The sequence below is a fragment of the Desulfogranum marinum genome (assembly GCF_016918565.1).
Taxonomy (GTDB): Bacteria; Desulfobacterota; Desulfobulbia; order Desulfobulbales; family Desulfobulbaceae; genus Desulfogranum; species Desulfogranum marinum.
Window position 1 is genome coordinate 23236 of sequence record NZ_JAFFQD010000026.1, and the last position, 12355, is coordinate 35590.

Genomic DNA, 12355 nt, shown 5'->3' on the forward strand with positions numbered 1-12355 from the left:
AGACATGCTCAAATCAAATGTCCAATGCGACAGTGTGAAGGTGTAATGGAAAGATCGTGGGTTATAAAAAACGGGCGAGTTGTTGACCCGGCGAACAAAGTCGATCAGCAGTGCGATATTATTGTACAGGACGGGGTCATTAGCACAGGTGATGAAATTGGAGTCGATGATTTACCTGTTATAGATGCTGCCGGTTGCCTGGTCGTTCCCGGACTTATAGATATGCATACTCACCTGCGTGAGCCGGGCCAGGAGTATAAGGAAGATATTACTTCCGGTACTCTTGCTGCCGCAAGCGGTGGTTTTACAGCTGTTGCCTGTATGCCCAACACTTGCCCGGTGAATGACAATAGCGCTGTTTGTGCGATGATTCTTGAGAAAGCACGTAGCGCTGCCGCTCGAGTGTACCCCGTAGGAGCAATCAGTAAGGGGAGTGAAGGGAAGCAACTTGCGGAATATGGAGAATTGCGTGCAGCCGGAGCAGTGGCTGTTTCCGACGACGGGCTGCCGGTAACCGACAGCCAGCTTATGCGTCGGGCCCTTGAGTATGCCAGTGATTTTGACTTGGCCGTTATAGCCCACTGCGAAGATCCAGCCTTGAGTACCGGGGTCATGAATGAAGGAGAGATGTCCACTCAGCTTGGCTTGAAAGGTATACCCAATGCTGCCGAATCGGTAATGGTCTATCGTGAGATAGCTCTAGCTGAGTTCACCGGTAAAAAAGTTCATATCGCCCATGTCAGTACTGCAATGTCCGTGGATTTGATCCGTCAAGCCAAAGCCAGGGGGGTACGGGTTACGGCAGAGACAGCTCCGCACTATTTCACCTTAACCGATGAGGCTGTGTCAGGGTATATAACTAACGCTAAAATGAATCCTCCGCTCCGCACCGGTGAAGACCGGGCGGCTGTCATTCATGGATTGCAGGACGGTACCCTTGACGCAATCGCAACGGATCATGCACCCCACTCCATATTGGAAAAAGAGATGGAGTTCGATGTCGCCGCCTTTGGCATCATCGGCCTTGAAACTGCGGTTCCACTTACCTTGACCTTGCTCCATCAAGGAGTGATTGATGCTTCTCGGATGGTGGAATTACTGGCCGTGAACCCTGCTCGTATTCTCGGCGTTGAAGGTGGTAGCCTTGCTCCTGGTGCAGCCGCTGATATAACTATTATCGACCCGAAATTAGAGTTCTCCTATTCCGTGGATCAGGTTGTTTCCAAAAGCCGCAATTCTCCGTTTCTTGACTGGACATTGACCGGACGATCGATGTTGACCATGGTCGATGGTGCTGTACAGTTCTCACGTTTTATTTAGATAGCCGCAAGTGTTACCGGAGTTCCCGCCGGGTTCGATAAGCAGCTTTTAAGCCTACGCATGGTCGAGATGGACAGGCACTTGCCGGGTTACTGTGACCGCCTCGGGTGTTACTTCTGCAAGATACGCTAACACCTGAACACCCTCTTTTGCCACCTGCTGTAATGTTTGAGCATACACTGGATCGATCTCCGTAGCAGGAGCAAAGCTGTCAACATCGCCCCTTTGTATACAGAATAGTACAGCTGCTGCAGACCCCTGGTTTGCCAGGTGCATCAGTTCGACAAGATGCTTGGTCCCCCGCGCTGTTACTGCGTCTGGAAAAATGGCAAGTTGGTTGTGGGCCAGTGAGCAGTTTTTTACCTCCAGGTATGTCAATCCTCGTGCTGATTCCAGCAAAAAATCAAGCCTGCTCTTTTCTGAAACCTTTTTTTCAGGGGAGATTTTTGTAATGCTTCCAAAGTTGTCGATGGTCCCATTAAGAAGGGCTTCATGGACCAACTTGTTGGTCATGGAGGTGTTAACACCTATCCAAACGCCTTTCGATTGTACCATCTCAAGGGTCCACGGGTATTTTCTTCCGGGGTTATCTGATCGGGAGATAATCACAGGACTGCCGGGGGTTGAACAGCCGAGCATGGAACCACTATTTGGACAGTGGACGGTCATCGGCTCTTGATTCGGAAGCTGGACGTCTGCCAGGAAACGCTTGTATCGTTTAACTAGGATAGCGTTGGTGCGAACCGGGGGCAATTGCATGGTCACCTGTGGTTAAGTTAATTGTTGACGAAAAGAACAGTCGTGCAGTGCTTACAGCGCAATCTTGTACGGTGCAACCAAATTTTCCCCTGGTCTTATTAAGATAACCATCCTTGATATGGTATTGAAAGGCTGAATTTTTTGTCATATTACCACTTTCGGTGGCACTGTTTTTCGACTATACTCTTTCAGGATAAATGTATTGTTACTAACAAAAGCGGTATCACCCTGTCCTGGGTACCGTTTTATAAACGACTTAATCGCAACCGTATAGGAGAGCATACCTATGAAGCTCGGACTCAATGGCCTTGGCAGAATCGGAAAACTATCATTATGGCACCATGTCTCACGCCGGCATTTTTCTGAAATTGTTGTCAATCTCGGCCGAAACGTTGGTTCAGGGCTGGAAGATATTGCCTCAGCCATTGAAAAAGATTCAAGTTACGGTCGCTTGAGCATGTATCTCCACGGTCATAAAGGCGGACGAGTTATTGAGAACCTTGACGATGCAACAGGAACAATGACCGTAAACGGTGTACCGGTCACGATCCTTCGTGAGGCGCGCAATCCGAAAGATATTGACTGGAAGGGTAATCAGGTTCGGCTAGTAGTTGATACAACCGGTGTCTTTAAAGATCCTACAGCCGACGCGAATGAGGGTAGGGGCGCAATACGCGGCCACCTGCAGGCTGGTGCTGAAAAAGTCATGCTTTCCGCACCTTTCAAAATTCAGGCAAAAGGGTTGGATATGCCTGAGGATGCCATCACAACGGTCATGGGAATTAATGATGACGACTATGATCCTGCAAAACATAACGTGGTGTCTGCCGCTTCATGTACCACAACCTGCCTTTCCTATATGATGAAACCTTTGCTGGACCATTTCGGAGCAGACAGAATGTTGTCTGCTTCTATGGTAACAGTGCATGCTGCTACAGGAAGCCAACAGGTGCTGGATCGTATGCCGGCCGCCGGAGCGACCGACCTGCGTAAGGACAGGTCAATATTCAATAATATTATTTTGACCACCACCGGGGCAGCAAAAGCACTGGGGCTGGTTATTCCTGAAATGAAAAACATTGGCTTTATTGCCGAATCCGTCAGGATCCCAACCTCCACAGGGTCACTGATCGTGCTGGTACTCAATTTTCAAGACGAGCTGGAAAATCCGATTAAGCGCGGTTTGATTAATTCCATTTACAGCGAATACGCAGCTAATACCCCATATCTTGTTCACTCCACCGAACAAAATGTATCTTCGGATATCGTCGGCATTCCAAAGGCAGCTGCAGTGATTGAGTCAACCGAGATCCACACCCGAACAGCCTCTATCAATGTTAACTTGAAGCATGTGAAAGGAGTCAGCTTTGATCAAGAGGACGTGCCTCCTGTACTGCAGGTGCCGGTCACTCAGTCAGTCATTTATGGATGGTATGATAATGAGCTGGGAAGTTATACCAATATGCTGGGCGATTTGACAGTATCGGTTGCAGAAAAAATGGTGTGATCGTCCGCAAGATGCAGCCGAAAGACCTTGCAGCTGTACATTTGATTGAACAGGAGGTTATGGAAACCTTCTGGAGTGAAAAGCAGATTCGTTCAGAATGTGAATATGCTGAGGGTGTGCAGTTGGTCGCAGAAGCAGAAGGCAAGGTCTGCGGCTATGTCTTTTTTCGATGGTGTGGTCCCGAATCTGAACTGCTGCGCATTGGGGTCGCACCCGGAAAACGGAAAATCGGTATTGGCGGCGCACTGGTTGATAAAGGCCTGATGCTTCTTGCAAAAGAGAACGTTGAACAATGCTGGCTGGAAGTTCGTGCTTCCAATGAGTCTGCGCAGCAATTCTATCAGGGCAAGGGATTCCTTCGCCGGGGGGTGCGGCCAAAGTATTATAGAAATCCTGCGGAAGCTGCTGTGCTGATGATAACAAAAGTAATCAAGGAGCCGGGAGGGGGACTGTGAAAACACTTCGCGAAATTGATGTTACAGGGAAAAGGGTGTTGGTACGGGTAGATTTTAATGTACCAATGAGCGATGCCGGTGAAGTAACCGATGATCTTCGTATTCAAATGGCGCTCCCGACCATCACCTATCTGTTGGAGAAAAAGGCTAAAATCATTCTCTGTACGCATCTGGGGCGGCCCAAGGGACAAAAAGTTGCAACGTACTCCCTCGCTCCGGTAGCGGAGTATCTGGCAGGCTTACTTGCTGAGCAGGTAAAGCTGGCTCCGGATTGTATCGGGCCGGAAGTGGAAGCGCTTGTATCGGCAATGGAACCGGGCGATATTATAATGCTTGAAAATGTTCGGTTCCATCAGCAGGAAGTGGAAAATGATCCACAGTTCTCCGAGCAATTATCCCGATTGGCAGATGTGTACGTCAACGATGCCTTTGCCGTATCGCATCGTGCCCACGCTTCAGTGGTCGGTGTTGCAGGGTGTGTCGCCATTAAGGCACCAGGGTTGCTTTTGCAAAAGGAGCTTGATTATTTCCGCCGTTCCTGTGCAGAACCACAACGTCCGTTCGTTGCCATTGTCGGTGGTGCAAAAGTATCTGGTAAATTAGAAGCCCTGGAAAATATGCTGGATCGGGTAGATCGGTTGATACTCGGGGGGGCCATGGCCAATACATTTCTCAAAGGCCAGGGGTACGATGTTGGTGCTTCAAAGGTGGAAGACGACTTGCTGGAAACAGCCAACACCCTATTAGCAAAGGCAAAGGCTAAAGGGGTAAAGGTCTATTTGCCTGTGGATGTGGTGGCGGCAGAAACCTTTGCTCCGGATGCGGTGAGCAAGCATGTAACCATACAGGATATTCCAGAGGCATGGATGGCCTTGGACATAGGGCCGGCATCAGTTCTTTGTTTTGAAGAGGCGCTTGCAGATGCCAAAACCATAGTGTGGAATGGACCGATGGGCGCATTTGAAATGGATGCCTTCTCCCGTGGAACCATGGCAATTGCCCATTGCGTGGCTACTTCCCATGCATTGAGTGTAACAGGAGGAGGAGATTCGAATGCTGCCATTAAAAAGTCCGGAGAAGCGGCCAACATATCGTATATGTCAACCGGTGGAGGTGCTTTTCTCATGTTAATGGAAGGCAAGCAGCTTCCCGGTGTTGTTGGGCTGTCTGATTAACCCTTGAGACTGATTGCTTAACTTTCCTGTCGTAAAAGGAGACTATTATGCCGAGAAGACCTTTAATTGCTGGAAATTGGAAAATGCATCTGTCTGTCGCTCAGGCTGTTGAGCTCGCAGAGAAAGTTGCAGAAGTTGCTGCTGGGTGCAATGATCGGGATGTCGTGATTGCTCCGCCATTTACAGCTCTTGATGCTGTGAGTAAGGCAGTGGGGAAAACATCTACGTTTATTGCCTCTCAGAATGTGGCTTGGGAAAAAGAAGGGGCGTTCACAGGGGAAATATCGCCAACAATGCTTGTCGATCTTGGGGTACCGATGGCGATCATTGGCCATTCGGAAAGAAGGCAGATTTTCCAAGAGTCGGATAAAATGGTGAATCTTCGAGTCAAAGGTGCCCTTGCAAATGGTATTGTTCCGATCCTCTGCATTGGTGAAACCCTGGGACAACGCGAAGCAGATATGACCTTCAAGGTGCTTGAGTCACAGCTTGCAGAAGGCCTGGAGGGTTGTACCTCGGAAATGGTTGGCGATATTGTGGTTGCCTACGAACCCGTTTGGGCGATTGGCACCGGAAAAACTGCGAGCAAAGAGCAGGCCCAGGAGGTACATGCCTACCTGCGCCAATTTTTAGAAGAAAAATACAGAAAAGATATTGCCCAGAAAATAAGAATACTGTATGGTGGCTCAGTCAAGCCCGATAATGTTGATTCCCTGATGGCGCAGCCCGATATTGATGGGGCGTTGGTTGGGGGGGCAGCGCTTAAATTCGAGTCTTTTGCTCGAATTATTAATTTTATATGACAACGATATTAATTATAGTACATGTTGTAGTTTGTTTCTTTCTGATCGCAATCGTGTTGTTGCAACACGGTAAGGGTGCAGATATTGGGGCAACTTTCGGTGGTTCAAGCCAGTCTCTTTTTGGAACGGAGGGACCTGTGCCGATGTTGAATAAAATTACCACGCTTGCTGCTATTATTTTTATGGCAACTTCGGTTTCTTTAGCGTATATATCTGTGGACAAAAGTACCAGCTCAGTCATGAAAAATATTGCAGCGCCGGTACAGGAAAAAGCTGAGCCGCTTTCAACAGAGCAGGTGACTATCCCAATGCCTAAGGCTGAAACCGGTGAGACAGCAGCTCCGGCAGAATAACGGATGCAGCAGGAAAAAAATAGAATAAAAATTTGTGTGCCGAAGTGGTGGAACTGGTAGACACGCTATCTTGAGGGGGTAGTGGCCCACGGTCGTGCGAGTTCGATTCTCGCCTTCGGCACCATTTATAAAAAGCCTTGTGATCTTAATTGATTACAAGGCTTTTTCTTTTGGGATCTGCGGTAATATGCGTTTTTCGCCTTGCTCCTGCTCAACCTGTAGAGAGTCTCCAATCTGCACACCAAAACCTCTCCTGCCAGAGATCAAGGGCCTGGAAGACATATTTCGTAACTTGTACTTCTGCCGCCAGCAGCAGTTTTTTGTAAAATCTTTTTATCCAGAAGATCAGAGAGGTCGCGACTTGCAGTAACCTTGCTGCAATTGGTCATTCCTGCATATTTCCTGGTTGTCATGGCTCCTTCCAATGTATCTCCAGCATCGAGTAGCCGGTTAATAACCTTTGTCTGCCTCCTGTTCAAAGGCGTGTCTTGATGCAACTGCCAAAATTTTGTTTTTGTAATAACCCCATCAACTATCCATTGAGCTTCCCGCAAGGCCGCAATTGTGGTTTGTAAAAACCACTTGAGCCAGGCCGTAATATTGCAATCTTGTTTGCCGGCTTTTTCCAAGACCGCGAAATATCCTTTTCTATCCAAGCTGAAGTGCTTTGAAAATGAGATAACTTGCATAAGCGTTGGATAATTCTTAGACATTATGTAGTCTGTAATGGCTCTTCCCACTCGACCGTTCCCATCATCAAAGGGATGGATCAAGATGAACCACAAGTGAGCAATTCCTGCTTTGAGTAATGGATTGTGATCATCGTTGGTATTCACCCAGTTGAGGAACACATCCATTTCAGCTTGAATTTGACTTTGCGGTGGGGCGATATAATGAATCGTTTCTCTGCCAATTGGTCCAGAAACGATTTGCATTTCTTCAGCGCCTCTGTATTTGGCTACACGGATTTTTTTAAGGCCTGAATAACCTGTGGGAAAAAGCGCTGCATGCCAACCAAACAATCTCTCGGTTGTAAGTGGTTTAGGATCTTGATCCCTTGCATCAAACAACATGGCAACCAGCCCATCTGCCAGATCATCCCAGTCTTTCTGTTCAACGGGTAACCCAATTCGTTTGCGAATTGAACTTCGCACAGAGCTTCGACGCAGGATTTCCCCTTCTATGGCTGCTGTTTCAATGGCATCATCAGACAAAACTCGCTCCAGAACACCCATCCTCTCTTGATCACTTATTGATCGACTGATTGCTGCAAGTTCACCAATCAGTTGGGAAGCTGTTGCAATATATGTAAGAAGCGGGGCTGCATTGAACGAAAAGTCGGGCCAGTCCCGATGTTGCCATATCCATTGATGTATTTCCATAAGCTAATCGTATCATAAATGACACGATTCTTAAAGATAATCATTTCTTTCATCGAATGTGGCATACAGCTCGATGCCTTAATATATTAAGAAGCGGAAATAAGGCTAATTCCATACCACACAAAGAGAGTAATTTATGTCATATATGAATCTGTTGATTTACCAACCCCTTCTGTTAGCATGTCGCAACTAACTGTAATAGTGTTAATTTTACAGCAAGACGTCTTGGCTTGGCACTAGGGTTCATGTTAAGCATGTACTTGATATATTGAGATTAAATGCCGATCGAATAAAAATAGCATGTATAGAGCCACAAGTAGCCAATAACCTCTCACAGAACCCACTTTCCTGATAGCCAATATCTTGCCGGAAGCTGATTGGTCATTTGTCTGCAAAGATAAAATATGGCCTCTCATTGACGAGGAACAATTTAAACATCTTTATACAGAAGAAGGAGGGGCTCCAAATGTTTCAATTAAACTTAAAATATCTCTGCTGGTATTTATGGCTCTGGAGCAACTCAATTGGCGTCAGGTAGAGTTTATGTTCATGCGCCGACTCGATTGGATCAATGCCACATTTACTGAGTTTGGCAAAGCATTTGTAGATCATACCACCCTATTTAAATTCTATCGGAAATTAAAAAATGATTTCGCATATCAAATATTTGCCGGCTTGACCAAAAGCTTCATCGAAGAATGTAATGTTTCTAAGAAAAGTCAGCGTGTGGATTCTTTTTTTATGCTTGGCTGGCTTTCCATCTTGTCCCGCTACGGCTTGTTTAAAGAGACTATTAGAGTTTTTCTCCGGGCATTACGGAAGCATAAGCCTGGACTGAGAATGTTCAGGCTGAACTCTCTTATGATTACCTCCAGGACAGTTTTGATCTAACCGAAAAGGATAAAGATAAGATTCGGGGCGGATCAAAGAAATGGCCAGAGATCTTTACTTGCTAAAAGCAGCTTTTGAGCAAAACCATCTCTGATTCAGGAATTGTGTCACAAATATACTGCCCATAGGTTATCTGACGATCTTGTTTATTTTTTCCCAAAGACAGGTATGATGTATTGAAATCCATAATCTGATCATTTCTTCCTTCAGCCTTGCAGCGATAGCTCGACCACCTATCGTATCGCAGGTCTGGGACCATACCGACACGTAGAGGATTCAATTCAATATAACGGCAACACGCCGGCAGGTATTCTGCTGTTAAGATGATGCTGGATTTAAAACGGCCTTCCCAGAGGCTGCCGGATCACCATTCAAGTTTATTCGCGTACCGCGTCTGCCTCCCGTCGATCCGTTCATGGACCTTAAAAGCGACTTAGGATCAATAACAAGGTGCATGTGATTGGTCATCAGGCAGTAGGCGTAAATCCTGCACAAAATTCTTTGCTGAAATGGATGAGATTGTCCCGATAATAGTTGTCGTCGTCGTTTCAAACAAAAACGCTCTGTTGATTGTGACCGCGTTGGACGATATGATGAGGTTTGTTTGGGAGAAGTATTCGTAATAGTCGATGTCTATTATATATGCTTCCATGCGTGCCGCAAATGTTCGATAAATAATTCTGACCCTTTTATTCCGTTCTCTCTCCAGCTGCTCAAAGAGGACAATACCAGCCACCTGTTTTTTCCATTGCCATGACGAAATCTTTGAACCAAATTATTCTCTTTGTCTGCAGCATCGCTCTCTTTGCGGCCTGCAATGGAGCGGTTGCCCAGACTCAGTCGAATATGCCGGAATGTTTAGTCGGTGCATTTGAGGGCCCCACTGGAGAGGTGCAGGCCCATGCCTTCAAAATTAATTTCAACGGAAGACCGGCAATAGGTGATCTTGATAATGATGGCTGGCCAGATTATGTGATCTCTTCGAGAAATAGGATTGCAGCCTACGATGTCTGCGGAAATACCTTCTGGGATATCAAGGCAGATACCAACTGGGATTATCCCAAACACTCTTTTTGGAACTATACCACCTATGGTTATATTGGGGATGCCGACGGTGACGGTAAGGCTGAGTTTTTGCATATCGGCTCTGACTGGAGAACACTCTTTATCCGCGACGGGAGGACAGGGGGGCTTAAATATAGGGTTGATTTACCTGGGGATGAGCAGTGGATGTACGTAGTATTAGCACGCAGGGCTGATGACCGGAATGGGGCAGCGACCCGCATCGTTGCTGCCAGCGCCTCCTGTGACCCGACTGTTTCGGTCATCTCCATTGATATGCGAGCCGACAGTCCCACAGTAGAATGGTACCAGAGAAAAGCGGTGCACGGCCAAGGTATGTTTATGTATCCACCTCCGCAGACAGCAAATCTCGACGGTGTGGGAGGCGATGAAATTTTCCATGGTACTCTTGCCTTAGACCAGGGGGGTGGCTTTATCTGGTTGGCCGATGCCAACAGTAGGACGGGGAATCGAGGTATTCACGCCTTTACGGTCCGGGATATCGACCCGACAACCACAGGACTTGAGGCAGTGTACAGTCTCTACGGTCCGCCCAGTGGCCACCCTTCGATTATCGCCTATGGGTACGATTCTGCTCAAAATGAAATCTGGGCCGCCCATTCCCCTCATGCCAACCGCCATCCTCACCAGCATGCGGTAGGTGACTTTTTTCCCCAGGCAAGGGGGCTTGAAACCGTAGTGAGAAATAGTGATGGCTATAATCACTGGATCATCAATTCCCAAGGAAAGCTTTTGAGGCAGGGCTGGAGAGTCCATCCGGGCTGGGACGGAGATGGTGAATATGTTCAAGCAATTGAGTGGGACGATACCACAGGTACTGAAATACTCTATGTTGAACGACATATGAGCGTTGTTAGCTCTCAGGCAGTGAGGCCACGGCTTAGGGTGGTTTCTCCCCTTAATGACAGGCCGCTCACTCCAATATTTGGTGGTGGAATGATGGAAGATCCTCAAGCATGGGTTGGACAAAGCAACCAAGCGAATTTCAACCCATACGAAGCTGCTGTGTTGGTTGTTGACCTATTTAATGATGGCAGAGAAGAGCTCTTCACCTGGGGTGGAAACCGGATCACTATTTTCTATAATTCAGGCAAAACCCCAGCTCCACGGAAGTGGCAAGATCAAGACTACAGAATGTTGAAAAAGCTCTCCTGTCCGCTGTACAGTCCTCGGTAGAGTTATTTTCCAAAGATAAGCCGGACAGCTAGGATAGACCTAAGGTTGCGAAAAGGAGTCAGAACTCTTTGTTAGCTTTTCGGTGTCGCCCAAGCTCCTTATTTGATATACGGATTCTCCGTCTCTGAGATACTTCCTGATGATATAATTCGCTGCTGGTCAAATACCCTTTGGATAACATCTCAGGTCAACTTGATCTCTGCTGTAGGGATTATGTCACAAACATACTGTCCATAGTTTGTCTGAGGATTCCGTTTATTATTTCTCAAAGACAGGTGTGGTGTATCGAAATCCACAATCGGGTCATAGCTTTCTTTCGTCTTGCAGCGATAGGTCGACCACCTGTAGCCGGGAGGAGGCCAAAAATAGCTGTAGGTAACATCCAAACTGAAGTTCCCATGCGAAAGCGAATAAATATTGAATAATTTTATATTTTTAGGCAATGTACTCGTTGATGCCATGCGGAAAGTGATTACTTTGGTAGCGACGCTCTGCACTCTGTAGAGACTCTGCGGATGGCGGCAAAGTAACCATAACATAAAAGCTATTAAACGACTGTTTCGTACCGCGCAACAGCTTAAACGTTCTACGTCCAAAGACCAGGCTAAGAAAGAAAAACGGGAAGAACTCATCAAAGCGGCGCACCAGAAATATATTGATGCGGCGAATATTTTGCTTGATAGAGCACGTTTGTCAATCAAACAGGAAAACAGTGGTAAACCGGTTGCTATTGCCCTTGTTTTTGCGATTGAAAACTTTATCGCACATGCAGAGAAAGTGTTCTCGATTTTTGAAGAACATACCGAGTGGATCAGTAAAGGGAAAGCTGGTGTCCCTGTTGAGCTTGGCCTGAAAGTGTGTGTAATTCAGGATCAGTACGGCTTTATCCTCCATTATCGTGTGATGGAACATGAGACTGATGATCAGGTTGCCATCCCCATGGTTGAAGAGAGTCGAAAGAAATTTTCAAGTCTCACCGCCTGCAGTTTTGACAAAGGGTTCCATTCGTCTGCAAATCAACAAGATTTACAAAAACACCTCGACCATGTGATCCTGCCCAAGAAAAGCAAGCTTTCATTAATGGATAAAGAAAGGGAACATTCACCAAGCTTTATTAGGGCTAGATATCGGCATTACGCTGTTGAGTCAGCTATCAACGCTTTGGAAGTCCATGGTTTTGATCGGTGTCCTGATCACGGCATTTACGGTTTCAAACGCTATGTCGCTCTTGCTGTACTGGCACGTAACATCCAGCAGCTTGGAGTAAAGCTCCGCCAGAAAGAACTCGCATTGTTGGAGCGGAAGGAAAAAGTATTAAAAAAAGCAGCGTAACATTTTACGCTACCCCTCGCAGCAATGCAAGCGTGGTGAAATCCGTCTAAAATCGACAAAAACATGTGGTTAGCGCACGGTGGTGTACTCTTTAGAGGTTAAGAGTAATCAAGACCAGC

General features: G+C 46.9%; 11 protein-coding genes and 1 tRNA gene. 10 read left to right on the top strand and 2 right to left on the bottom strand.

Features of this window, described 5'->3' with window-relative positions; genetic code table 11:
* Positions 1-45 precede the first annotated feature (45 nt).
* Positions 46-1320: a dihydroorotase gene (locus JWH17_RS14455; RefSeq protein WP_205223340.1), complete on the top strand. Its 1275-nt coding sequence runs from the start codon at positions 46-48 to the stop codon at positions 1318-1320.
* Positions 1321-1374: 54 nt separating this feature from the next.
* Here JWH17_RS14455 and sfsA read toward each other — a convergent pair whose 3' ends face one another.
* Positions 1375-2079 (bottom strand): DNA/RNA nuclease SfsA, encoded by a 705-nt coding sequence (sfsA, locus tag JWH17_RS14460; RefSeq protein WP_205223341.1) that lies wholly within the window; start codon positions 2077-2079, stop codon positions 1375-1377.
* 286 nt (positions 2080-2365) lie between these two features.
* Here sfsA and JWH17_RS14465 point away from each other — a divergent pair, with 286 nt between their 5' ends.
* The 6 genes from JWH17_RS14465 (at position 2366) to JWH17_RS14490 (ending at position 6496) form a co-directional block, all read left to right on the top strand.
* Positions 2366-3586: a type I glyceraldehyde-3-phosphate dehydrogenase gene (locus JWH17_RS14465; RefSeq protein ID WP_205223342.1), complete on the top strand. Its 1221-nt coding sequence runs from the start codon at positions 2366-2368 to the stop codon at positions 3584-3586.
* Between the two features lie 11 nt (positions 3587-3597).
* A complete protein-coding gene (rimI, locus tag JWH17_RS14470) occupies positions 3598-4041 on the top strand; it encodes a ribosomal protein S18-alanine N-acetyltransferase (protein ID WP_205223343.1) in 444 nt (147 codons plus the stop codon).
* The gene (locus JWH17_RS14475; protein WP_205223344.1) at positions 4038-5216 is read left to right on the top strand and encodes a phosphoglycerate kinase; all 1179 of its coding nucleotides are present in this window, start codon (positions 4038-4040) and stop codon (positions 5214-5216) included. Before rimI ends, JWH17_RS14475 begins: the two co-directional genes overlap by 4 nt.
* Before the next feature lie 47 nt (positions 5217-5263).
* Complete coding sequence (gene tpiA / locus JWH17_RS14480; RefSeq protein ID WP_205223345.1) at positions 5264-6019, top strand: triose-phosphate isomerase; 756 nt, start codon at positions 5264-5266, stop codon at positions 6017-6019.
* Positions 6016-6372: a preprotein translocase subunit SecG gene (secG, locus tag JWH17_RS14485; RefSeq protein ID WP_205223346.1), complete on the top strand. Its 357-nt coding sequence runs from the start codon at positions 6016-6018 to the stop codon at positions 6370-6372. Before tpiA ends, secG begins: the two co-directional genes overlap by 4 nt.
* A 38-nt stretch (positions 6373-6410) precedes the next feature.
* A tRNA-Leu gene (locus JWH17_RS14490) sits at positions 6411-6496 on the top strand.
* A gap of 139 nt (positions 6497-6635) precedes the next feature.
* On the opposite strand, the gene JWH17_RS14495 is transcribed toward JWH17_RS14490, so the two are convergent.
* Positions 6636-7754: a Fic family protein gene (locus JWH17_RS14495; RefSeq protein ID WP_205223347.1), complete on the bottom strand. Its 1119-nt coding sequence runs from the start codon at positions 7752-7754 to the stop codon at positions 6636-6638.
* A 363-nt stretch (positions 7755-8117) separates the two neighbouring features.
* Here JWH17_RS14495 and JWH17_RS14500 point away from each other — a divergent pair, with 363 nt between their 5' ends.
* From JWH17_RS14500 to JWH17_RS14510, 3 genes are all read left to right on the top strand, one after another.
* A complete protein-coding gene (locus JWH17_RS14500) occupies positions 8118-8645 on the top strand; it encodes a transposase (protein ID WP_205223348.1) in 528 nt (175 codons plus the stop codon).
* 765 nt (positions 8646-9410) lie between these two features.
* Positions 9411-10904, top strand: a complete 1494-nt coding sequence (locus JWH17_RS14505) for an FG-GAP repeat domain-containing protein (protein ID WP_205223349.1) — start codon at positions 9411-9413, stop codon at positions 10902-10904.
* A gap of 672 nt (positions 10905-11576) precedes the next feature.
* Positions 11577-12236 carry a transposase gene (locus JWH17_RS14510; protein ID WP_205223350.1) on the top strand — a complete coding sequence of 220 codons (660 nt, stop codon included), beginning with the start codon at positions 11577-11579 and terminating at the stop codon, positions 12234-12236.
* Positions 12237-12355: the final 119 nt, after the last annotated feature.